The following is a 23,612-nucleotide window of genomic DNA, read 5'->3' as shown; positions in this document are numbered from 1 at the left end:
AATATGAAATGTTAGAAGACGTCTAACGCAATATGTTGTTCGTGCTGATGACGCGCAGGTCGTGCATTTGGTTCAAATAGGCTTCCAGATAGCCTTTATGGGAGGCGCCGACAATCACCAGCACGCGGATGCCCGGGCGCGTGGTCATCACGTCGCGTATATTCGACGCCATCCGCAGATTGCGCGTCTCCCAATAGCCGACGTAGCCGCGGCCGAAATGCTGGGGCGACGGCTCCTCAAGCGCCGCGCCAAAGTCGCTGCGGAAGGCTTGTTCGGCGGCGCCGGCGGCGTTATGGGCACGATACATGGCAATCACATTCGCCGGGGTATCCAGGCGACTGGCCAGATCGTCGCTCATTCGCTTGCGCTCCGCCGTGTATGGGTTGTCCCACGCCTTCATGATCGCATCGCCATAGGCCTTTTCATCGGAGACGGGTGCGTCCGACGTGTGGTCGTCCATAGGATAGACCCGTTCGTGCCCGCTTCTGACGGCCAGCGCCACCGCGATCAGATAATCCTCATTGCGCTTCCGCGGCAGCGCAGTCAGGATTTCCACCAGGCGCGCGTTCAGGCCGTCGCCGGCCTTGCGCTCCTCGGCCGGCAGGCGCAGCCATTGCACCGTCGCGGAAGCGGGTTCGCCGGCGGCCAGGAACAACGACGCCAGCTTGCGCCGCTGGGCGGGCGACGGCGCTGCCGGCCAGGCGGACAACAGGCGCTCAGCCTGCGCGGTCGCGGCAGGCACGTCCAGGCCGGTTGCAGTTTTGGCCGGCGCGGGATCCCAGCAATAGGACTTGATCGTATCGTCGTAGCGCTCCGGATAGCTGCGCAGGGACGCACACTGCAACCCGGACAGCGCCTCGATCGTGATCGCCTGCGGCTGCCAGTCCGCCAGGCGGTCCAGCAGCATGCTCAGATTGGCCGGATCGAATGACTTCGGCAGTTGCGACAGGTGCGGCGTACCGAGCACCAGCACCTGGTTCGACTGCCCCCGCTGCAGCTTGAACGCGCCTGGCGTAAATTCCGGGGTACTGGATTCAGCGGCGAACACTGGGCCGCAAAAGACGGCCGCGACAAAAATGCCGGCGAACAAGCGATGCATGTGGCCTCCTGATATCAATGGAATCCCGGCAGCTTAAACCGGCAACGATATTGTTCGAAATATCATGCGACGCACCGCAGATTTGGCTAGACGAAATGCAAATTGTCCGGATAGGCCGGAACCGCAAAACCGGTGTCAGTGCCGACATTCGGACATCCGGGGAACTTTTTCATACCCAAAAGTTCACTACATGTCCGAATGTCGGCACTGACACCCTTGTTTTAGATAACATAGGCCCAAGTTCAATTTCCCCGGAGAGCCCATATGAAATTCCTGTCCTCTATCATCCTGGCCGCATCCTTGCTGACCAGTTTCACGGCATTGGCCCAAGGCGACCAAGATGTCGCCGATGCGCGCGCAGCTACCGATCGGTGGATGAAGTTAATGGACACTGAAGAGTATGCCGCCGCTTGGAACAGCAGCTCGGAGGGCATACGCAAAGACATGTCCAAGTTTGCCTGGACTACGGTCGCCGGCGGGACTCATCTGATACTGGGTGAGGTCAAATCGCGCGCGTTCAAGGCTGCCCAGGTCAAGCCAGGTTTCGCCGGCAAGTTCGGGCCGGTCTCGTTCGAGTATGTATCCAGCTATACGAAAAGCGCTAGTGTGCGTGAAACCGTCACTGTGGTGCATGAGGCGGACGGTGTGTGGCGCGTGTCGGGCTACACATTCAACAACGACAAGCCATAAACATCATCAGGCGACGGCGCTGTCGGCGCTCGCGGCGATGGCGACCGGCGCTTGCCATTTTTCCAGCCAGGGAATCAGCTGGTCGCCGGGAATCGGACGGCTCATGAAGTAGCCCTGGCCCTGGTCGCAGCCCATCTTGGCCAGCAGGCGCCACACGGCTTCGCTCTCGATGCCCTCGGCCACCACGCGCAGGCCCATGTTGTGGCCAAGGTCGATGGTGGAGCGCACGATCTTGGTGTCGCCGTCATCGTTCTCCATATTCAGCACGAAGGACTTGTCGATCTTCAGTTCATTCACCGGCAGCCGCTTCAGGTAGGCCAGCGACGAGTAGCCGGTGCCGAAGTCGTCGATCGACAGGTCGACACCCATCGCGCTCAGGCGCTCCAGCGTGTGCTGCGCGCGCACCGGATCGTCCATGATCGCGCTCTCGGTGATCTCCAGGCAGAACGAGCCGGGGCTGAGCTTGTGGCGCACCAGCAGGTCGGCGAACTTGGCCGGCAGGTCCTGGTCCAGCAAGTCGCGCGTCGACAGGTTGACCGACACCTTCAAGTGATAACCCTTGCCCGCCAGCTCCTGACACAGCTCGGCCGACTTTTCCATCACCCAGCGCGTCAGCACGCGGATAAAGCCGGTCTGCTCGGCGAATGGAATGAACTCGTCGGGGAACACGTTGCCGCGCTCCGGATGCACCCAGCGCACCAGCGATTCCATGCCCACCACCTTGCCGGTATCGAGCATGATCTTGGGTTGCACGTGCAGACGGAACTCGTTGCGCTCGATGGCGTTGCGCAGCTCCGTCAACAGCGACAGGCTCTTCTCGCTGGATTTGTCCATCGCCGTGTCGTACACCACGGCGCCGTCGTTGCGCTGCTTGGCGGCGTACATCGCCACCTCGGCCATGCTGAGCAAGGTCTCGCCATCGGCGCCGTGCTCCGGATAGCCGGCGATGCCGAGGCCCGCGCCGATGTCGACCATCTGGTCTTCCAGCGACAGCGGCGTCTCCAGCGCCTGCAGGATCTCGTCGGCCATGCGCCGCGCGGCATCGAGGTCGGAAGCCGGCAGCAGCACGGCGAATTCGTCGCCGCCCAGGCGCGCCACCTGCGCCGACGATTGGCGGCGGTTGGCCAGCAGCAGCTGCAAGCGGCCGGCCACCTGGCGCAGCAGCGCGTCGCCGAAGCTCAGGCCCATGACGTCGTTGACGTGCTTGAATCGGTCCAGGTCCATCATCAGCACGAACACGGATTCCTCGCGCTTGCGGGCGTCGAGCAGCGCGTCGTCCAGCAGCAGCACGAACTGCGCGCGGTTCGGCAGGTTGGTCAGCGTGTCCCAGTACGCCAGGCGGCGGATTTCCTGTTCGCGCTTGGCGATGCCTTCGCGCATGGCGTCGAAAGCATGCGCCAGCGCGCCGATCTCGTCCTCGCGGCTGGTGTCGATCTGGCCCTTGTAGTCGCCCTGCTCCAGGCGCTTGGCGGTGTCGGCCAACTCGCTGATCGGCTGCGCGATGCGCTTGGCGGTGAACACGATGGCCAGCGCGGAAACGAAGATGCCGGCCAGCGTCAGGCCGATCAGCCAGCGCTCCAGCCGCGTGTATTCGGCGGTGGCTTCGTCGATCGAGCGCGCCAGCAGCACGCTGGCGGTCTGGCCGTTGTCCGCGCCGATCGACATCAGGCGCGCGCTGTACTTGGCGGTTTCCACCGTCATGTCGAAGGGGCCGGCGGGCAAGGACGGCAAGGCTTGCAGCTGCTCGACCACGGTTTGCGCGGACGGGCCGACAAAAGTCGAGCCCACCGCCAGCCACCTGCCTTGCTGGTCGCGCGTCAACACGGAGGTCTGCAGCGAGCTGATTTCGCGCATGTCGTTGGCCAACTGGCGGTCGATCGGGAAGGCCATGACGATCCAGCCGATGGTGATCGGCGCCTTGATCGGCATGACCACGATCTGGTAAGGACGATGGTCGACGATGGCGATGCCGTTGGCGCCGTCGTCGGCCTCGGCCTGGTCCAGCATGCTGGTGACCATTTTTTCCAGCCCGGCCGACTGGCCGTTGTTGGTCGAGACGCTGATCTTGCGCTCGGAATTGATCAGCATCGTCAGCGAGGCCTTGATGCGGCGGCCGCTGTTGACCAGCGCCGATTCGATGGTGGCGCGGTCGCCCTCTTCGTTGTTGCCGATGGCCGCCAGGAAGGCGGTGTCGCGCGCCAGCAGGCGCGCGCCGAAGCGCAGGCTCTGGGCGTTCTGGTCCAGCAGGCGGCGGAATACCTTGGAGCCGTTATTCAATTCGCTGCTGATGGCCAGCCGCGCATTGTTGTCGATGCCGCGCTGGATCACCAGCAGGCCGACCACCTGCACGGCGACGATCAGCACCAGGAACAGCGTGACGATCCGGCTTTCGAGGCTGCGAAAACGCATGCGCATGCTGAAGCTACCCTTTTAAAGAGTGGAGGAGGCGTCGCCGGCCGCCGCTGCCTTCATCGGCAGCTTGAACACGGCCGTCGCCAACGGCTCGCCCGCCTTCACCGTCAACACCTGTTCCGGCGTGGCGCCGCCGACGGTGTTGTAGTGCCAGGCCCTGACCACATACTTGCCGCCGGCCGGCAGTTCGATGCGGGCCGCGCCGGCGCCGTCGGTCTTGGCGAAATAAGGGGTGTCGACCACTTTGACGTATGCCAGCATTTTGTCATGGATATTACAACCGAGTACAACCGTGCCCGCTTTATCGAACACCTGCGGCGCGGCCGACTGGCCGGAATACAACTTCTGGTCGAACTTGTGCGCCGGCGAGAACGAATAGATGTGGTGGCGCACCTTGTCGTTGTTCGGGAAGTTGATCTTGGCGCCGGTCTGCACCACGGTCACCAGCGGCATGAACTTCAAGCCCCTCTGCTCGATCTCGGCGGCGGCCGGCCCCTTGCCCGCGGCGACGCCGCCTTCCGGCTCCACATAGATGACGGTATCGGGCAAGACCTTGCCGGTGGCGTCCTGCACCTGCACGGCGATACCGGTCGCACCGGCGCCGGCGGCGCCCAGCGAGAACAGACAGAAGACGAGACGGCTGGCATGACGGCGCATAGGAACTCTTTTATATGGAAAGACCAGGAATACTGACGGCATATTGTAGCGCTTGTCTATGACAAAAAGTTTCCCAAATTCATCATGCTGTCATAAAACAATACTAGGATCGTACAGTTAAACCGATATTTGGCAAAGCGCACACCGTGAATACCGCACTCCTCGCCGCCCCCGGCGCCAACGTCACCTACCTCAAGCCGCGCGAAGAGGACGAGGATGCCGTGCTGCGCGCGCATTTGCACGAGATTATCGCCCGGCGACAGCTGAGTGCGCTATTCCAGCCCATCATCCACATGCAGACCGGCGACATCATCGCCTACGAGGGCCTGATACGCGGCCCGTCCGACAGCCCGCTGCACGCGCCGATGAATCTGTTCAAGGTGGCGCGCGCCAACGGCTTGACGGTGCAGGTCGAGCACTTGTGCCGCAAGGTGGTGCTGGAGCGCTTCGCCGAGCTGGAGCTGCCGGGCAAGCTGTTCCTCAACGTCAGCCCGGAATGCCTGCTGCAGCGCGACGCCCGCCACGGCGAGACGCTGGAATACATCCACCAGATCGGCATCAATCCGGAGCGCGTCATCATCGAGCTGACCGAAAACCAGCCGACCTACGACTATGACCTGATGCGCGAAGCGGTGCTGCACTACCGCACCATGGGTTTCCAGATCGCCATCGACGACCTGGGCGAAGGCTTTTCCAGCCTGCGGCTGTGGTCGGAGCTGCGGCCGGAATACGTCAAGATCGACATGCACTTCATCCAGGGCATCAATCATGACCCGGTGAAACTGCAATTCGTGCGCTCGATCCAGGAGATCGCCGAAAAATCCAACACGCTGGTGATCGCCGAAGGCATCGAGACGCAGGCCGAGCTGCTGGTGCTGCGCGACGTCGGCGTCGCCTGCGGCCAGGGCTACCATCTCGGCCGCCCGCATCCGGTGCCGGCCCGTGCCGCGCCGGCCGAAGTGGTCAAGGCGCTGGCCCGCAACGGCGTGGCCGTCTATCCCCAGCGCGGTGCGGAGAACCATGTGGCCAGCATCTTCAAGCTGCTGAACGAGGTGACGGCGGTGCCGTCCAGCATGAACAACAACGAGGTCTACGAGATCTTCCTGCGTGAGCCCAAGCTGCTGATCATCCCGGTGGTCGACGATGATGTGCCGCTGGGCCTGATCAGCCGCTTCGACATGATCGACCACTTCGCGCGCCCCTACCAGCGCGAGCTGTACGGCAAGAAGTCGTGCAAGCAGTTCATGGACCGCAATCCGCTGATCGCCGACAAGGACACCAGCCTGCAGGACCTGAGCTTCCGCATGGTGCAGGCCGACGCCCACCACCTGTTCAACGGCTTCATCATCACCGACCAGGGCCGCTACCTGGGCATGGGCACCGGCCACGACCTGATGCGCGAGATCACGCAGATGCAGATCAACGCCGCCCGCTACGCCAATCCGCTGACCCAGCTGCCGGGCAACGTGCCGATCAACGAGCATATCGACCGCCTGCTGGCGTCCGGCACGCGCTTCTGGGTCGGCTATTTCGATCTCGACCACTTCAAGCCGTTCAACGATGTCTACGGCTACCGGCGCGGCGACGACGTGATCCAGCTGACCGGCAAGATCCTCACCAGCCACTGCGACGCCAACCGCGATTTCGTCGGCCATATCGGCGGCGACGATTTCATGGTCCTGTTCCAGAGCGAGGATTGGGAGCAGCGTTGCGAGGCGGTGCTGGCCGAGTTCGAGCAGAATGTGCAGGATTTCTACAGCATCGACGACCGCGAGCGCGGCGGCTACATCAGCGAGGACCGGCAAGGGAAAAAAGTGTTTTACTCGTTGATGAGCCTGTCGATCGGCGCGATCCGGGTCGAGCCGCACCAGTACTACACCCACCACCAGATCGCCACGGCGGCCGCCGAATCCAAGAAGCAAGCCAAGAAAATCCACGGCAACAGCCTGTTCATCGACCGCCGCCAGCAGGGCGCCTGATTCAGGCGGCGGTGCGGCCGCTGCGCACCATGCCGTCCAGGTTGCACTGGGCCAGCGCATGGCCCTGGGCGGCGGCCTTGCGGTACCAGTCCGCCGCCTGCGCATCGTCCCGCCCCACGCCGACGCCGTTGGCGTACATCACCCCGAGGTTGTTTTGCGCGCTGGCGTCGCCCTGCTCGGCGGCGCAGCGGTACCAGGCCACGGCCCGCGCCTCGTCCCTGGGCACGCCGTGGCCGTTGGCGTACATCACGCCGACATTGAACTGCGCGTTCGGCGCGCCCTGCTCGGCCGCCATCCGGTACCACTCCAGCGCGCGGCGCTCGTCGCGCGCCACGCCGCGTCCGCGCGCATACATGCCGCCCAGGTTGTACTGCGCCAGCATGTGGCCGGACTCGGCCGCGCGCCGGTACCAGGTGAAGGCCAGCTCGTCGTCGCGGTCCACGCCCTTGCCGTTGGCCAGCATGATGCCGAGGTTGAACTGCGCGTCGGCGTCCTCCTGCTCGGCCGCGCGCGACAGCCAGGCGTAGGCACGCAGCTGGTCGGCCGCCACCCCCAGGCCCTCCGCATAGGCGACGCCGACCAGCCGCTGCGCCACCGGGTCGCCCTGCGCCGCCGCCTGCCGGAACCAGGCCAGCGCCTGGCCGTCGCTGCGCGGCACGCCGTTGCCGTGCTTGTACATCAGTCCTAGATTGAGTTGGGCGCTGGCGTCGTTTTGCAGCGCGGCCTTGCGGAACCAGGCCAACGCCAGCGGAAAGTTGCGGCGCACGCCCATGCCGTGCACATAGGCTTCACCCAGCAGGGTCTGGGCGCTGGCCAGTCCCTGCTCGGCGGCGCGGTAGAACCAGGACAAGGCGATCTCGTCGCTGCGCTTGACGCCGCGCCCCTTGCGGTACATCTGCCCGAGATTCTGCTGCGCCGAGGCGTCGCCCTGCTGGGCGGCGCTGCGAAACCAGCGCACGGCTTCCTTGTCGTTGTTGGCCACGCCGCGGCCGTTGTAGTACATCGCGCCCAGGTGGTTCTGGGCAAAGGCCAACCCCTGCTGGGCTGCCTTGTTCATCCAGTAGCAAGCCTGGGTTTCGTCGCGCGCCACGCCCTGGCCTTTTTTATAGACCAGGCCCAGGTTGAATTGGGCATAGGCGTTGCCGCGCTCGGCGGCTTCCCGGTACCACAGATAACTGTCATAGCCATCCCTGGCTGAGCTCTGATTCTTCACGGTACACCCCTGGCCAACGTTGTCACATTGTTGGTTAAAGTGTAAAACGCGGCCCGTTATGCCGTTTGACCGGGCTCAAATGAGTGATGATGAAATGTTATCGTTTTACAGTTGCGACTGCTTTTGCAGGAACTGGTGGACCTTGGCGGCCGCAAGTTTGTTGACCGACACCAGCAAGGCCGGGTCGACGGCGGCGATATTGTAGGTCGAACGGATGTGCCGGCCGATATGGATCAGCACCTCGGCCGCCACCTCCGCATCGGACTCGGCCCGGTGGGCCGCGCTGCGGAATTTGATGCCCAGCTCGCCCGACAGGTTGCCCAGCTTGTAGCTCGACAACTGCGGGAACACGCGGCGCGACAGCTTGAGCGAGCACACCAGCGCGCTGTGGCCGGGCGTCAGGTTCAGCCGCGCGGCCTCGGCGCGCAGGAATTTCTCGTCGAAGCTGGCGTTGTGCGCCGACAGCGCGTCGCCGCCTATGAAGTCCAGCAACTCCGGCACCACCCGCGAGACCGGCGGCGCGCCGTCCACCATCGCCTGCGTGATGCCGGTCAGGCCGGTGATGAAGGATGGAATCCGCACATTGCAATTAATCAGCGACACATAGCGCTCGACCACCTTGCCGCCGGCGATGCGCAGCGCCGCCACCTCGGTGATGCGGTCGCCCATGTCGGGCGACAGTCCGGTGGTCTCGAAGTCCAGCATGACGATCGATTTATCGAGCATATTTCCTTTTAGCCAAATTTACGGACGGCATCCAGCGCCAGGCCGGCGCCGATACTGCCGAACAGGTCGCCCTCGACCTTGCGCGCGGCCGGCAGCAAGGCGCCGATGCGCTCGCGCAGCATGCGCACGCCGCTGGAGCCGCCGGTGAAGAATACCGTGTCGACGTCGGCCGCGGCGACGCCGGCGTCGCGCAGCAGGTTCAGCACGGTGGTTTCGATCGAGCCGACCAGGTGGACTATGGCGCCGTCGAACTGCGCGCGGTCCAGCTCCAGCGTCACCGCCGGCGACAGCCGGTCCAGCTCCAGCCGCACCTTGGGGGCGTCCGACAGCGCGATCTTGCCCTCTTCCACCTTCATCGCCAGCCAGTGGCCGGCGCGCTGGTCGATCAGCTTTTGCAGGCGGCCCAGCTTTTCCTGCTCGGCCGAATCGCGCAGCAGGTCGGACAGCTGGGTCCACATCTTCTTGGTATAGGCCTGGTTGATGGTGTGCCAGGTCGCCAGGTTGAAGAAGTAACTGGACGGCACCTCGCTGTTGTTGCGCAGCCGGCTGCCGTAGCCCAGCAGCGGCATCACCGAGGACAGGCTCAGGTATTTATCGAAGTCGGTGCCGCCGATGTGGACGCCGCCGTTGGCCAGGATGTCGTCGCGGCGCTCGGCCTTTTTCGCCCGTTCCGGCGACAGCCGCACCAGCGAGAAGTCCGAGGTGCCGCCGCCGATGTCGGCGATCAGCACCAGCTCTTCGCGGTCGATCTGTGACTCATAATCGAACGCCGCGGCGATCGGCTCGAACTGGAAAGCGATCTCCTTGAAGCCGACCGCACGGGCCACTTCGGCCAGCGTGTCCTCGGCCTGCCGGTCGTTTTCCTTGTTGTCGTCGATGAAATAGACGGGACGGCCGAACACCGCCGAGGTGAATTCGCGCCCGGCCGATTGCTCGGCGCGGCGCTTGACCTCGCCGATGAACTGCGACAGCAGCTGGCGAAACGGCAGCGCGCGGCCGCCCACCTCGGTCTGACCGTCGATCAGACTGGTCCCGAGCAAACTCTTCATGGAGCGCATCAAGCGCCCCTCATAACCGGCCAGATATTCGGCCAGCGCCGCACGTCCGAAGGTGACTTCCTCGTCGTCCGCATTGAAGAAGACGACCGACGGCAAGGTGGTCTTGCCGTCCTCCAGTCCCAGCATCACCGGCTGGCCGGGACGCACCCAGCCGACGGTGGAATTAGACGTGCCAAAATCGACGCCGCAAGCAATGGCCATGTCGACCCTTCACGTAATAAAGGGGCGTTATGCTATCAGAAAAAGCGCCTCGACAGTGAAAATTGCAGCATAGCCACAAGGCAGGCGATATTTCTTACCAGAAAGACGATATTTATTGCCATTGAGTAAGTTTTTATTTATGCTGAGTCAACAATCAGTACACCCGAGACAATGACCAATCACAAGCCGACAGTCGAACGCTGCGCCGCCGAACACAAAGCCTTGATCGCCCACGAAAACCGCCGGGTCACCTCGTATGACGTGGCGCTGGTGGCCGGCGTGTCGCAATCGGCCGTGTCGCGCTGCTTCAAGCCCGGCGCCAGCGTCTCCCCGGCCACCTACGCGCGGGTGATGAAAGCGGCGGTCCTGCTCGACTACATCCCGAACGCCGCCGCGCGCAGCCTGATCACGCGCCGCTCGAACATGATCGCGCTGATCGTCACCAACCAGGCCAACCTGTACTACCCGGAACTGCTGGCCGAGCTGAGCCATCAGATCACGGCGCGCGGCAAGCGCGTGCTGCTGTTCACGCTGGCGCGCGAAGCCGACGCCGACCGCGTGCTGACCGACGTCTGGCAATTCCAGGTCGACGGCGTGATCGCCGCCGCCCGCCTGTCCGACGAGCACATCGCCGAATTCAAGCGCCGCAGCATGCCGCTGGTGCTGTTCAACCGCACGCTGCGCGACCAGTCGGTCAACACCGTCACCTGCGACCATCACGAAACCGGCCGCATGCTGGCCTCGCGCCTGGCCGCCGCCGGCCACCGCCAGTTCGGCATCATCGCCGGCACCGAGGATTCCAGCGTCGCCAGCGAACGCCGCCGCGGCGCCTGCGAGCGCATCGCCGAACTGGGCCTGCCGCCGCCCATCGTGGTGCCGGGCGAATACGACTACCGCAGCGGCGCGGCCGGCCTCAAGGCCATCATCGAACAACTGGGCGGCGTGCCCGACGCCATCATCTGCGGCAGCGACGTCATGGCGATCGGCTGCCTCGACTACGCGCGCCACGAGCTGGGCATCGACGTCCCGGGCCAGCTGTCGGTGGCCGGCTTCGACGCGGTCGAGCCGTCCAACTGGCTCAGCTACAACCTGACCACGCTGCGCCAGCCGATGCCGAAGATGGCCGCCTCGGCCGCCGACCTGCTGTGCGCCGTCATCGACAGCCAGAGCGGCAACAGCAACGAGGCCGAGCGGCGCGTGTTCAGCGCCCAGTTCATCGAAGGCGCGACCGCGCGCCTGACGCCGGCCGCTAGCAGCGCGCCGGCCGCCGCCGCCGGCCTGCGCGTGCCGGTCGCCGTCATGTAGCGGATAGCATGTAACGGATATAATGCGGCATGACCGCCGCCCAAGCTCCCAATCTCCCGCGCTTCACTCCGCAAGGCCTGATCCCGACCGCTGAACAGACCGCCATTCAACTGGCGCAGAACAAGGTCGTGCTGATCGACGCCAACGCCGGCGCCGCCAAGACCACCACGCTGGCGATCCGTATCGGCGAGGCGCTGGCGCGCAAGCTGCCGCCGGAAGCCATCCTGGCGCTGACCTTCACGCCGGAAGCGCGCGACGTGCTGCGCCAGCGCCTGATCGACATCGGCGTGCCGGCCGCGCTGGTGGCGCGCATCGCCGTGCTGACCTTCGAGGACTTCGCGCGCGAGCAGCTCGATCCCGGCGACGGCGACAACGTGCGCGTCTGCGACGAAGCGCGCCAGCTCAAGGAGTACGCGCTGGCAGCGGTCGACCGCGCCGGCGAACGCCATGCCGGCCGGCTGGACGGCATGGAACTGAACACCCACAGCATCGCGCTGGCGCAATTCCTCGATGCGCAGCTGGGGCTGAAGGCGACGATGGCGCTGGCCGCCGACGTCGAGTACATGGGCCTGGAGGAAATCAGCGAACTGCTGGGCGTGCCGCTGAACGACTACATCACCACGGTGGAATACGAAACCCTGCGCCTGGACGGCGGCGCCGGCGCCGTGTTCCGCGGCCCGTTCGACGCCACCTACGACCTGGCCTGCAACCTGGACGCCGGCGCCCGCCTGGCCGAACAGTTCCTCGACTACCGGCTGGTGCTGTGCGACGAGCTGCACGACTTGAACGAAGCCGCTTTCCGCATCCTCGACGCGCTGGTCAGCCGTCCGCAATGCTTCTTCGTCGGCGCCGGCGACAAGGACCAGGTGATCCACGCCAAGCTGGGCGCCAGCGAGGAATACCTGAACCGCCGCTTCGCCGAACGCTATCCCAAGCTGGCGCGCTACCCGCTGACCTACAGCTACCGCCACGGCCCGCACCTGGCTTACGCGATGGCCGAGTTCAAGCAAAAGCCGGTCGAATCGAGCCTGCCGCTGCGCACCGAAATCCTGCACGCCCACTACGACAGCGCCGCCCAGTGCGCGCAACAGGCGGTGGCGGCGGTGAGGCAATGGAAGGCCGACGGCTATCCGCTGGACGGCTGCGCCATCCTGATCCGCGACCGCCACCAATCGATGGCCATCGAAAACGCCCTGATCGACGCCGACATCGACTACCGCACGCCGGTCATGGCCGGCTATCTGCAGCGCGACGAGATCCTGTTCCTGCGCGGCCTGCTGGCCATCGGCCTGAAGGATTTTGCCGCCGTCAAATCCGAGCAGGTGCGCGGCGCCGTCGTCGACGCCATGATCGCCTTCAGCGAAATGAAGTTCGCGCCGCGCCGGCTGGACAACTTCAAGACGCAGATCGTCAAGGATCCGGCGCTGCTGGGCGAACTGTTCCTGCTGGAGGATGAAGAGCGGCGCGACGGCGAGCGGCCCGGCTATCGCGAGGTCGCCAGCCAGGCCACCAAGCGCGCCGTGATCGACGCCATCGGCTGGCTGTCCGCGCTCGATCCCGCCACGCCGGCGGCCGAAGTGCTGGCCGCGCTGTGCGAGCGCGTCAAGCTGGTGGCGACCGCCCGCCGCATCTTCGTGCGCCCCTACGAGGCGGGCGTGGTCAACAAATCGGTGGAAGGCCTGCTGGAAGCGGCTGCCGCCTCCGGCCAGAGCCTGCGCGACTTCTGGACCGCGATGAACGCCCGCGAAGCCTTCACGCGCCGCAAGCGCGACCGCAAGGCGGTGCTGATCGAATGCGTGGCCAACGCCAAGGGCAAGGAATTCGACCATGTGATCCTGCCGTTTTTGCAAACCGGCGAATTCCCCCATCCGCAGCAGCCCAAGCGCGACGAGGAAAACCTGTTCTATGTGGCCGCCACCCGCACCCGCGCGCGCCTGACCTTGCTGTCGCCGTCCGACGCCGCCCTGCGCAGCGGCTTCATCACCCAGATGCGGCTGTCGAAATCGGCCGCCGCCGCCGACGCCGCCATCGGCCGCAACCAGCAGCAGGCCATGGCCGCCAGGGCCGCGCCGGCCGCCGCCTCGGCGCGCCGATACCTGGACGCGGGCTTCCACGAAAAGGAACAGGTCAAGGCGCTGGGGGCGCAATTCGACATCGCGCGCCGCGCCTGGTACGTGGAAGCAGGCAAGGATCTGGCCCCTTTTGCAGCTTGGCTAAAAAAATAATGCGAAAATGATGCATCGCGCCAATATTTACAAGGGAAACCCTTATATAATATCGCTCGCGGCTGGCTGACAGCCAACACCCTTGTGTGTCCCCATAACAAAATACCAATTCGGGAGTATTTTCGATGAAAGCAAAAACCCATTTCCTGCTGGCAGCCTGCACCGTAGCCCTGCTGAGCGCCTGCTCGACCCCGGCTCCAGTCGTTGCGCCGGCACCGGCCCCAGCTCCTGCGCCAGCACCGGCACCGGCGCCAGTCGCCGCGCCGGTCGCCGCGCCGGTCGCCGCGGCCCTGCCAGCGTACCTGGACCCAAACAGCTCGATCTACAAAAACCGTAGCGTCTACTTCGACTTCGACAAGTACACCGTCCGTTCGGACGCTGACCTGGTGATCGCCGACCACGCCAAGTTCCTGTCCGCCAACCCGAACGTCGCCATCAAAGTCGAAGGCAACACCGATGACCGCGGCAGCGCCGAGTACAACCTGGCCCTGGGCCAGAAGCGCGCCCAGGCGGTTGTCGCCGCACTGAAAGTGCAAGGCGTCAAGGAATCCCAGCTGGAAGCCATCAGCTACGGCAAGGAAAAGCCAAAAGCCAACGGTACCGACGACGCATCGCGCGCCCAGAACCGTCGCGCCGACCTGGCCTACCCAAGCAAGTAATTGAAGTCATCGACGCCCGGCCGCAAGCCGGGCGTTTTTGTTTGTGCGGCCGGATTCAGCATCGATGAATAGCAAACACAATATCCGCAGTGCCTTCCGCAACGAGTTCAGCGATTGGCGCGTGTGGATCACGCGCGGGCTGGTGGTGGCCTTCGCCATCCTGGCCGGCCTGAGCGTGGTGGGCTTTACCGCCGTCTCCGAATGGACCTTCGAGCTGTTCAGCGACATGTATCGCCACTATTGGTGGTCGCCGCTGCTGTGGACGCCGCTCTGCACCGCCGCCATTGTCTGGATGACGCGCCGCTACGCCGCCGGCGCCAGCGGCTCCGGCATACCGCAAGTCATGGCCGCGCTCGAGCCCGCCGTCGGCCCCGCCCAGCAAAGCCTGTTCGTCTCCCTGCGCCTGAGCGCCTACAAAGTCGCGCTGACCACCTGGGGCCTGCTGGCAGGCCTGTCGCTGGGACGCGAAGGCCCGTCGGTGCAGGTTGCCGCCGGCGTCATGCTGACCGCGCGCCGCTGGCTGCCCGAGCGCTCCGCCGTCTCCACCCACGGCCTGTTGGTGGCGGGCGGCGCGGCCGGCATCGCGGCCGCCTTCAACACGCCGCTGGCCGGCGTCATGTTCGCCATCGAGGAGCTGTCGCGCACTCCCGAGCAGCGCAGCAGCGGCCTGCTGATGGCCGCCATCGTGCTGGCCGGCCTGATCGCCGTGTCCATCAACGGCAACGCCACTTATTTCGGCCTGATCCACGCGCAGGGCGTCGACCTGTCGCTGGTGCTGCCGGGGCTGATGGTGGCGCTGGCCTGCGGACTGGCCGGCGGCCTGTTCTCGCGCCTGCTGATCGCCTCGCTGAGCGGCCCGCCACGCGACTGGTTCAGCCGCGTGCGCCTGCGCCGTCCGGTGCTGTTCGCCGCCGCCTGCGGCCTGGGCGTCGCGGTGCTGGGCCTGCTGTCCGGCGGCGCTATCTTTGGCAGCAGCTACAGCCACACGCGCGACATGCTGGCCGGCGCCGACCACTCGCCGGCCATCTTCTTCCTGTTCAAGCTGATCGCCACCTGGCTGACCTCATGGTCCGGCGTGCCGGCCGGCATCTTCGCGCCATCGCTGTCGATCGGCGCCGCGCTGGGCAACGATATCGGCCAGGTACTTGGCTATCCCAATGCCAGCGCGCTGATCGCGCTGGGCATGGTCGGTTTCCTGGCAGCAGTTACCCAAGCGCCGTTGACTTCGTTTATTATCGTTATGGAAATGGTCGACGGCCACGCCATGGTGCTCAGCCTGATGGCCTGTGCGCTGGTGGCGCGTACCGTTTCGCATGTCCTGAGTCCACCGTTGTACGCGACCCTGGCTCAGGCACAATTATCCCGCCTGCCGCCGGCGAGCTCCCCCTAAAGAGAGCGGCGAAATCGCGTTGTAGTCGTTATGCTGGAAGTTTCCATTCATCCCCAAATCAGCTGAAGGAAGTTCTATGAAAAACCTCACTACCGCCGCCGGCGCACCGGTCGTCGACAACCAAAACACCCAAACCGCAGGCCCGCACGGCCCGGTACTGCTGCAGGATGTCTGGCACCTGGAAAAGCTGGCCCACTTCGCGCGCGAAGTGATCCCGGAACGCCGCATGCACGCCAAGGGCTCAGGCGCCTTCGGCACCTTCACCGTCACCCACGACATCAGCAAGTACACGCGCGCGGCGCTGTTCTCGGAAGTGGGCAAGCAGACCGACATCTTCATGCGTTTCTCCACCGTCGCCGGCGAACGCGGCGCGGCCGACGCGGAACGCGACATCCGCGGCTTCGCCGTCAAGTTCTACACCGAGCAAGGCAACTGGGACGTGGTGGGCAACAACACGCCGGTGTTCTTCTTCCGCGACCCGCTCAAGTTCCCGGACCTGAACCACGTCGTCAAGCGCGATCCGAAGACCAACCTGCGCAGCGCCGAGAACAACTGGGACTTCTGGACCCTGCTGCCGGAGGCGCTGCACCAGATCACCATCGTCATGAGCGATCGCGGCATCCCGAAGGGCTACCGCCACATGCACGGCTTCGGCAGCCACACCTTCAGCTTCATCAGCCCGGGCAACGAGCGCTTCTGGGTCAAGTTCCACTTCGTCTGCCAGCAGGGCATCGAGAACTTCAGCGACGCCGAAGCCACCGAAGTGGTGGGCCGCGACCGCGAAAGCTCGCAGCGCGACCTGTTCGACGCCATCGAAGCGAAGAACTTCCCGCGCTGGAAACTGGCGGTGCAGATCATGCCGGAGAACGAAGCGTCCAAGGTGCCGTACAACCCGTTCGACCTGACCAAGATCTGGCCGCACAAGGACTATCCGCTGATCGACGTCGGCGTGCTGGAATTGAACCGCAATCCTGAAAACTACTTCGCGGAAGTCGAGCAGTCGGCCTTCTCGCCGGCCAACGTGGTGCCGGGCGTGAGCTTCTCGCCGGACAAGATGCTGCAATCGCGTTTGTTCTCGTATGGCGACGCGGCGCGCTACCGCCTGGGCGTCAACCATCACTCGATTCCGGTCAACGCGCCGAAATGCCCGTTCCACAGCTACCACCGCGACGGCGCCATGCGGGTCGACGGCAATCACGGCGGCGGTACCTCGTATGAACCGAACAGCCGCGGCGAATGGCAGCAGCAGCCGCAGTTCGCCGAACCACCGCTGTCGCTGGAAGGCGCGGCCGGCCACTGGGATCATCGCGTCGACACCGACTACTACTCGCAGCCGGGCAATCTGTTCCGGCTGCTGACGGCGGAGAAGAAGCAGCTGCTGTTCGAGAACACGGCGCGCGCGATCAACGGCGTCTCGAAACCGGTGCAGCAGCGTCACATAGCCAACTGTACGCAGGCCGATCCGGCCTACGGCGCCGGCGTGGCCGCGGCGATCGCCGCACTCGAAGCCAAGTAAGCTTTAGATAACAAACATCGGTACAATGAGGCACCTCGCCGCCTCATTTTGCCGATGCCTTTATTGCTTCTCTTTTTCTTTCTGGCGTTCTGCCACACCACCGCCAGCGCGCAGCAAGTCGCCTGGCTGTGGGATGAAGCGCTGCTGCCCGCATGGTCGGCGCGGGAAGCCGCCGTCCTCCAGCGCCACATCCTGCTGACCGGCGATACCGCCCTCACCCGGCCGCGCATGCGCCGGCCCGTCATGCCGGCGGCGACGCAAGTAACGCCCGTGCTGCATGTCGAAGTCAGCACCGTCAATCCGCCCAGGGATATGGAAGCCAGCCGCGCCATGATCGTCGGCGCGCTGCTCGACGCGGCCGCCGCCAGCACCTCGGGCTGGGTGCAGCTCGACATGGAAGCCAAGCCTTCGCAGCGCGCGTTCTACCGATCCCTGGTGCGGCAGCTGCGCGGCGCCCTGCCGCCCCGCATCAAGTTGAGCGTGACCGCCCTGGCATGGTGGTGCCGCTCGCCCGCGTGGCTGGACGGCCTGGCCGCCGATGAAGTCGTGCCGATGTTCTTCCGCATGGGCCGCGACAGTGGCGCCATGCGCAAGCTGCTGGAACAATCGCCCGACACGCTGCACGCCAGCTGCCGCGCCGGGGTTGCGGGCTTCTCGCCGCAGGAGCCGTTTGCGGCAAACGTCAATCAACGCTATCGCAGAATCTACTGGTTCGACATGTACGCCTGGAAGCGCGCAGCGTCGGCCACCTCCCCTATTTCAAGGAGCACGCCATGAACACAATCTCCAAGCTGCGCCTGCTGGCCGCCGCCGGCGCCCTGCTGGCTTGCGGCCATGCCGCCGCCAGCGCGGACGGCCCAATGGATGTCTACGTCACGCGCGGCGGACCGGACATTCCGCTGAACCGCTATCAGGCCGGTGAACTGGGCGTGGTGCTGCCCAGCTATGAGCGCGTGTATTTGTATACCGCATGGCGCGGCGTGGCGCTCGGCATCGACGGCCTGAAGACCGCGCCGAATCCGAAAGATGGATTGCTGGACGCCGTCGGCCACTATCGCGCCGGCTGGTCCAGCGACGGCGACAGCCGGACCGTCTATGCGGCCTGGCTGGCCGCGGTCACCGCCGCGTTGAAAAAACCGCCTGCCGCGCCTCACCCGAACAGCAACGTCGCCAATGGCTCGCTCACCTGTCCATCGGTCAGCTACACCTTCGCCGCCGCCACACTCGGCGACCTGGCCAGGCGCGGCGATGCGACGCCGGCCCGCCTGGCGGCCTGGGTCGCGTCGCAGCGGCAGGTGTTCAAGTTCTGCGGCGACGATCCGGACGCGCCGCGGCGCGGCTGGGACGAAAAAAAGCCGGCGATCCCGGCGCCCGCCGAACTGCCGGCCGGCGAAGCGCTGTACTGGCGCCAGATGCAGCAATACCAGCTGGCGTCGGCCGCGTTCTATGACGAAAACTATGCGCTCAGCGGCAGCCTGTTTGCGCGCATCGGCGCCACCGACAAGCACCCGCTGCGCCGCTGGGGCGAATATCTGAACCTGCGTTCGCAGGCGCGCGCCGCCTATGCGCAGTCGCAGCAGGCCGCCCAGGCGGCGGCCCAGCAAGGCCCCGCCGCCGTCGCCACCCAACTGGCGATACAGCAGCAAAAAATGGCCGCCATCCAGGCCAGCGTCGATCACATCGTCGCCAATCCGGATCTGGCGGCCCTGCATGAAGCCAGCCGCGCGATCGGCCGCAGTTCGCAGGCGCGGCTGACGCCGACGCAGCGCTTCGTCGAATTAAGCAAGCTGCTGGACGATCCGCGCGCGGATCCCTACGTGGACGACCACCTCGGCGACTGGCGCGTGGTGGCCAACGAGGTGCTGCAACAGCCCTACGGCGAGCAGCCCGACAAGCGCACCGCGCTGCGTGTTGCGGGCGGCTTGACCGACTGGATCCAGACCGTCGGCCAATGCCGTGAATACCAGGCCAAGCGCAGCTGCGCCGTCGAGCAGGAACACGCGCTCGAGCAATGGAAGCGCTACACGGCGGCCGGCGACAAGGCGCAATCGCGCGTCTGGCTAATGGCGGCCGCCATGCTGTCCGGCGCCATGACGCCGGAGCTGGAAAAAGCCAGCCTGCGCGTCGCGGCCAATGCGCCGGAATACCTGACGCTGCGCTATGCGCTGGCCCGCCACTATCGCCTCGGCAAGCAGGCCGACAAGGCGCGCGCCGCCAGCGACGCGGTGCTGGCCGGTGCGGTGCTGGCCGCGCAGAGCTCCATCAGTGCGCGCAACCTGTTCCTGCAAGAGCGCTTTGCCGTGGCCAGTTCGCCGTCCGATGCGGCGCCGTACCTGCTGCGCAGCACCAGCCGCACGCTGGATCCCGACACCGGTGAAGTGGCGGCCGGCGAAAACAGCTTCCGCGGCGCGGACCATCCTGACGCGGCGTCCGACGGCGTGCGCTGGCTCGACAGCGGCCTGGCGGCCGAAGACCTGCAAGCGCTGGCCGCCAACACCAAGCTGCCTTCCGCCGTGCGCGCGCGCATCGGCGTCGCCGCGTTGATGCGTTTTGAATTGCTGGCCCAGGACGAAGCCGCGCTGAAGGCGTCAGAACAAGTCGAGCAATTGCTGCCCGCGCTGGCGCCGGTCATGCAAAAGTATCGCAAGCTGGCCGGCACGCCGGAGCGCCGCTACTGGATGCAGATCAACGCGCTCAAGTACGGCCTGTCACCCATGTTCGGCAACAACTACAACGGCGAATTCCCTTTGCGCGCGGCGGACGATACGCTGGCGACGATGTGGTGCAAGATGCCGGCCAAGGCGGGTTCGGATGGGGATCTCAATACCGGGACCGAGCTGGCGCCGCCGATGGCGGAATTGGGCAACGTCGCCGCGCGCGACAGGGAACTGGCGCAACTGGCCACGCTGAAGACCGCCACCGGCCACATCGGCGATATGGTCATGCAGCGCGCCGTCACGGTGCCCAACGATCCGGAGCTGCCATGGCTGTTGTACGTGACGGTGCAATCGACACGCGGCGGCTGCCTCGACGACGACGCCAGGAAGCTCTCCAAGAGCGCGTTCACGCTGCTGCACAAGCGCTACAAAAACAGCGACTGGGCCGGCAAGACGCCTTATTTCTATTGAGGCGGATCAAAGGCGGGGAATGGAAGAAGACTAGCGTGGCCTTTTGGGAGGTACGCCATGCAAACGCTAGTGAAACCCGATCCCCGCCACCGAGCGGCCTACGACGACGACCTGGTGCTATGGATAGACGGACAAATCCAATTGCTGGTCGAAGCAAGATACTCCGAGCTGGACGTGGAGCATCTCGTCGGGGAGCTCGAGAGCATGAGAGACAAAGAGCTGCGCACGCTGAGAAATCGGCTGAGGGTGCTGATCATGCACCTCTTGAAATGCGAATTCCAGAAATCCCGTCCACAAAACAAGTGGCACTCAACCTTGATCGAGCAACGGGAGCGCATCAAATACTTGCTGGATGACAGTCCCAGCTTGCGCCGTGTCGTCCCGGAATATGTACAGTCCAACTATCCCGCTGCCCGCAAAATGGCCGCGCTGGAAACCGGACTTCCCATCGGTGTATTCCCGAAGGAAATTCCTTACACGGTCGAGCAGATACTTGATCAGGAATTCACGCCGTGACTTCGACGCCGGCGCGCTGCAGCAGCAGCTCGCAGCGCTTCGACAGGTGCTGGACTTGCAGGTGCTTGCCGGCGCGGGTGTAGCGTTCGCTCAGGGTGGACACCGCCACCACCGCCGAATGATCGGCCAGGCGCAGGTAGCGGCAATCGAGCACCACCTGCCGCGGATCGCCCTGCGGATCGAACAGATCGCTGAAGCGCGCGATCGACGCGAAGAACAAGGTGCCGTGCGGCGTATAGGTCTTTGCGCCGTCCGCGCCGACGGCCGCATCGGTGCGGATCTCGCGCGCATGGCGCCAGGCGAAGCTCAGCGCCGCGATCACGATCCCGCACAGCACCGCCACCGCCAGGTCGGTCGCCACGGTAATGCAGGTCACCACCACGATCAGCAGCGCATCATGGCGCGGCACCTTGCCCAGCACGCGCAGCGAACCCCAGGCGAAGGTCTGCTGCGCCACCACGAACATCACGCCCACCAGCGCCGCCAGCGGAATGCGCTCGATCCAGGGCGACAAAAACAGTATAAACAATAAGATCATGATCCCGCTGACCGCGCCCGACACCCGCGTGCGTCCGCCGGAACTCAGGTTGATCATGGTCTGGCCGATCATCGCGCAGCCGCCCATGCCGCCGAACAGGCCCGACGCCACATTGGCCGCGCCCAGCGCCACGCACTCGCGATTCGGCAAGCCGCGCGTCTCGGTGATTTCATCGGTCAGGTTAAAGGTCAGCAGCGTCTCCAGCAGGCCGACCACCGCCATCAGCACCGCGTACGGCAGCACGATATGCAGCGTCTCCATCGTCAAGGGCACGGCGGGCATCTCGAACACCGGCAAGCCGCCGGCGATATGCGCCATGTCGCCCAAGGTGCGCGCCGGCAGCCGCAAGCCCTCGGACAGCAGGCCCACGCCAAGTATCGCCACCAGCGCCGGCGGCACCGCCCTGGTCAGGCGCGGCAGCAGGTACACCACCAGCATGGTCAGAATCACCAGCCCGCACATCCACGCCAGCGACGTGCCCTGCAGCCAGCGGCCGTCGGCCTTGAAGTGCTGCAGCTGCGACCAGGCGATCACGATCGCCAGGCCGTTGACGAAACCCAGCATCACCGGATGCGGCACCATGCTGACCAGCTTGCCCATCCTCAGCACGCCGAACAGCAGCATGACCAGGCCGCTCAACACCACCGTCGCCAGGAAATACTGCACGCCGTGCTGCACCACCAGCGCCACGATCACCACCGCCATCGAACCGGCGGCGCCGGAAATCATGCCGGGGCGACCACCAAAAATAGCGGTCAAGGTGCAAATAAAGAAGGCCCCGTACAGCCCGGTCAGCGGGTTAAGGTGGGCGACCAGCGCGAAAGCGATGCATTCGGGAACCAGCGCGAAGGACGTGGTCAAGCCAGCGAGCGCGTTTTTGGAGAAATGGGATGACCACATAGGAAGAGAAACCGGCAAGGAACGATGCAAAAATGCAACAGCGCGCATATTTTACACGGCGGCGGTGATTTCTCGTCGTCTTGGGTGAACTGGCGCACATTAAATCGGGGGCGAGCGGGGCAAAATAGCAAGGCATGCCAATTCAACCCTGAGTCCGACCTACGCCATGACTACTCTGATATCCGCCACCTACGCCCTGCAAAGACAGAAAATCGCCGTGGAGAGGACGCTGTATGCGCGTTCGGCGGAGGAATCCCAGCTGGCGGCCCGTTGGGCCAGCGCCTGGCACAAGCTGGTGCAGCGCAAACTGGATCAGGACCTGGCCGCCCGTCCCGCCGCGGCCAGGGCGGAGTTCAGCGGATTTTTGGTCAATCCGCCTTCCCGCGTACTACATTAATTCTCAAGCCGCGTAGCGCTGGGCCGGGACCGCATTGCCGACGCGGGCCTGGTAGCAGCTGCCTGCGCGGCGTTCCATGCCATCGCGGTCCAGCACGGTCACGCAACCGCGGCGGTAAGCGATCAAGCCCTCCTCCGCCAGCTTGCCGGCCGCGCCGGTAATGCTCTCGCGGCGCACGCCCAGCATATTGGCGATCATTTCCTGCGTCACCTTCAACTCGTTGCCCATGGAGCGGTCCAGGCGCTCCAGCAGCCAGCGGCACAGCTTCTGCTCGATGCTGGTATGGCGGCTGCCGGCGACGCTCTGCGCCAGCTGGGCGAACATGGCGCTGGTATAGCGCATCAATTGCTGGGCCAGCGGGCCGCCGGTATAGAACACCTTGCGCAGCACGGCGGTGCGCAGGCGGTAGCCATAGCCGGCGGTCTGCACCACGGCCGAATAGCTGGCGCGTTCGGTCGGATACAGGGCCACGCCGACCACGCCTTCGCGGCCGACGACGGCGATCTCGGTGGTCGCGCCATCCTCCATCACATACTGCAGCGAAACGATGGCGTTGGTAGGGAAATAGGTGAACTCGACGTTATCGCCGAAGTCGAACAGATGCTTACCGGCCGGCAACGTGACCAATTCCAGATCGCCGAACAGGGCCAGCAGATCGTCGCGGTGCAGCGCGCGCAGCAAATCGTTCTGTTGTGCGCCGATCAGGCTGATGGTCTGTGGCGCGGCAGCGGACGTGGTGTCGATAGCGTTCATGGTGTACCTCGAGTGTCTTGTTGATCCTTCGAATGATGTCGTGTGGATCGCAGCCGGCGTATTCGCCTGACCGTTGATGACACTATATCTACCGGCCTAAGCTACCGGTATAGGAGCACCTTGTAGTCCTATGTAGGCTATGAACATTGCAAAATGTCATCTTTGTCCTACGCCCCAACTCCGGGGTCAGGTCCAGAACGCGGACACGAACCCAGCCGACAAGCTGATCGCGGCATGAGCTGGCTCAACG

Annotated in this window: 19 protein-coding genes; 11 read left to right on the top strand and 8 right to left on the bottom strand. The window is 64.9% G+C overall.

Annotated features, from left to right (window positions below; all coding sequences use genetic code 11):
* Window positions 1–22: 22 nt before the first annotated feature.
* Complete coding sequence (locus ACEN9F_RS01625; RefSeq protein WP_413417167.1) at window positions 23–1,099, bottom strand: DUF5694 domain-containing protein; 1,077 nt, start codon at window positions 1,097–1,099, stop codon at window positions 23–25.
* A gap of 264 nt (window positions 1,100–1,363) precedes the next feature.
* On the opposite strand from ACEN9F_RS01625, the gene ACEN9F_RS01620 reads away from it, so the two are divergent.
* Entirely contained in the window at window positions 1,364–1,789 is a 426-nt protein-coding gene (locus tag ACEN9F_RS01620) for a DUF4019 domain-containing protein (RefSeq protein WP_413417165.1), read from the top strand.
* A gap of 6 nt (window positions 1,790–1,795) precedes the next feature.
* Here the strand turns inward: ACEN9F_RS01620 and ACEN9F_RS01615 are convergent, their stop codons facing one another.
* Window positions 1,796–4,204, bottom strand: coding sequence for an EAL domain-containing protein (locus ACEN9F_RS01615; protein ID WP_413417163.1), 2,409 nt, complete (start codon window positions 4,202–4,204; stop codon window positions 1,796–1,798).
* 15 nt (window positions 4,205–4,219) lie between these two features.
* Window positions 4,220–4,858, bottom strand: coding sequence for a methylamine utilization protein (locus ACEN9F_RS01610; protein WP_413417161.1), 639 nt, complete (start codon window positions 4,856–4,858; stop codon window positions 4,220–4,222).
* Between the two features lie 224 nt (window positions 4,859–5,082).
* Between ACEN9F_RS01610 and ACEN9F_RS01605 the strand changes: the two genes are divergently transcribed.
* The gene (locus tag ACEN9F_RS01605) at window positions 5,083–6,837 is read left to right on the top strand and encodes a GGDEF domain-containing protein (protein WP_413426934.1); all 1,755 of its coding nucleotides are present in this window, start codon (window positions 5,083–5,085) and stop codon (window positions 6,835–6,837) included.
* A 1-nt stretch (window position 6,838) separates the two neighbouring features.
* On the opposite strand, the gene ACEN9F_RS01600 is transcribed toward ACEN9F_RS01605, so the two are convergent.
* The 3 genes from ACEN9F_RS01600 to ACEN9F_RS01590 form a co-directional block, all read right to left on the bottom strand.
* Window positions 6,839–8,050 (bottom strand): tetratricopeptide repeat protein, encoded by a 1,212-nt coding sequence (locus tag ACEN9F_RS01600; RefSeq protein ID WP_413417159.1) that lies wholly within the window; start codon window positions 8,048–8,050, stop codon window positions 6,839–6,841.
* Window positions 8,051–8,155: 105 nt separating this feature from the next.
* Window positions 8,156–8,776 carry a PolC-type DNA polymerase III gene (locus ACEN9F_RS01595; protein ID WP_413417157.1) on the bottom strand — a complete coding sequence of 207 codons (621 nt, stop codon included), beginning with the start codon at window positions 8,774–8,776 and terminating at the stop codon, window positions 8,156–8,158.
* Window positions 8,777–8,784: 8 nt separating this feature from the next.
* Window positions 8,785–10,035, bottom strand: coding sequence for an Hsp70 family protein (locus ACEN9F_RS01590; protein ID WP_413417155.1), 1,251 nt, complete (start codon window positions 10,033–10,035; stop codon window positions 8,785–8,787).
* Window positions 10,036–10,206: 171 nt separating this feature from the next.
* On the opposite strand from ACEN9F_RS01590, the gene ACEN9F_RS01585 reads away from it, so the two are divergent.
* From ACEN9F_RS01585 to ACEN9F_RS01550, 8 genes are all read left to right on the top strand, one after another.
* Window positions 10,207–11,340 (top strand): LacI family DNA-binding transcriptional regulator, encoded by a 1,134-nt coding sequence (locus tag ACEN9F_RS01585; protein ID WP_413417153.1) that lies wholly within the window; start codon window positions 10,207–10,209, stop codon window positions 11,338–11,340.
* Window positions 11,341–11,369: 29 nt separating this feature from the next.
* Window positions 11,370–13,565, top strand: coding sequence for a UvrD-helicase domain-containing protein (locus tag ACEN9F_RS01580; RefSeq protein WP_413417151.1), 2,196 nt, complete (start codon window positions 11,370–11,372; stop codon window positions 13,563–13,565).
* A 125-nt stretch (window positions 13,566–13,690) separates the two neighbouring features.
* Window positions 13,691–14,224 carry a peptidoglycan-associated lipoprotein Pal gene (pal, locus tag ACEN9F_RS01575; protein WP_413417149.1) on the top strand — a complete coding sequence of 178 codons (534 nt, stop codon included), beginning with the start codon at window positions 13,691–13,693 and terminating at the stop codon, window positions 14,222–14,224.
* Between the two features lie 64 nt (window positions 14,225–14,288).
* Window positions 14,289–15,614, top strand: a complete 1,326-nt coding sequence (locus ACEN9F_RS01570) for a chloride channel protein (RefSeq protein ID WP_413417147.1) — start codon at window positions 14,289–14,291, stop codon at window positions 15,612–15,614.
* Window positions 15,615–15,690: 76 nt separating this feature from the next.
* The gene (locus ACEN9F_RS01565) at window positions 15,691–17,130 is read left to right on the top strand and encodes a catalase (RefSeq protein WP_413417145.1); all 1,440 of its coding nucleotides are present in this window, start codon (window positions 15,691–15,693) and stop codon (window positions 17,128–17,130) included.
* Window positions 17,131–17,184: 54 nt separating this feature from the next.
* Window positions 17,185–17,907 carry a hypothetical protein gene (locus ACEN9F_RS01560; RefSeq protein WP_413417143.1) on the top strand — a complete coding sequence of 241 codons (723 nt, stop codon included), beginning with the start codon at window positions 17,185–17,187 and terminating at the stop codon, window positions 17,905–17,907.
* On the top strand, window positions 17,904–20,258 hold the full coding sequence (locus tag ACEN9F_RS01555; RefSeq protein WP_413417141.1) for a hypothetical protein: 2,355 nt from the start codon (window positions 17,904–17,906) through the stop codon (window positions 20,256–20,258). Before ACEN9F_RS01560 ends, ACEN9F_RS01555 begins: the two co-directional genes overlap by 4 nt.
* A gap of 57 nt (window positions 20,259–20,315) precedes the next feature.
* Window positions 20,316–20,774, top strand: a complete 459-nt coding sequence (locus ACEN9F_RS01550) for a DUF29 domain-containing protein (protein WP_413417139.1) — start codon at window positions 20,316–20,318, stop codon at window positions 20,772–20,774.
* On the opposite strand, the gene ACEN9F_RS01545 is transcribed toward ACEN9F_RS01550, so the two are convergent.
* Window positions 20,764–22,212, bottom strand: a complete 1,449-nt coding sequence (locus tag ACEN9F_RS01545; protein ID WP_413417137.1) for a SulP family inorganic anion transporter — start codon at window positions 22,210–22,212, stop codon at window positions 20,764–20,766. The genes ACEN9F_RS01550 and ACEN9F_RS01545 overlap by 11 nt on opposite strands.
* Window positions 22,213–22,378: 166 nt before the next feature.
* Between ACEN9F_RS01545 and ACEN9F_RS01540 the strand changes: the two genes are divergently transcribed.
* Window positions 22,379–22,609 (top strand): hypothetical protein, encoded by a 231-nt coding sequence (locus tag ACEN9F_RS01540; RefSeq protein ID WP_413417135.1) that lies wholly within the window; start codon window positions 22,379–22,381, stop codon window positions 22,607–22,609.
* A gap of 3 nt (window positions 22,610–22,612) precedes the next feature.
* Here the strand turns inward: ACEN9F_RS01540 and ACEN9F_RS01535 are convergent, their stop codons facing one another.
* Window positions 22,613–23,362: a Crp/Fnr family transcriptional regulator gene (locus ACEN9F_RS01535; RefSeq protein WP_413417133.1), complete on the bottom strand. Its 750-nt coding sequence runs from the start codon at window positions 23,360–23,362 to the stop codon at window positions 22,613–22,615.
* Window positions 23,363–23,612: the final 250 nt, after the last annotated feature.

This window comes from Duganella sp. CT11-25 (assembly GCF_047302815.1).
Lineage (GTDB): Bacteria > Pseudomonadota > Gammaproteobacteria > Burkholderiales > Burkholderiaceae_D > Rugamonas.
Note: the sequence above shows the minus strand (reverse complement) of the source record. Positions and strands in the feature narration are given on the sequence as shown.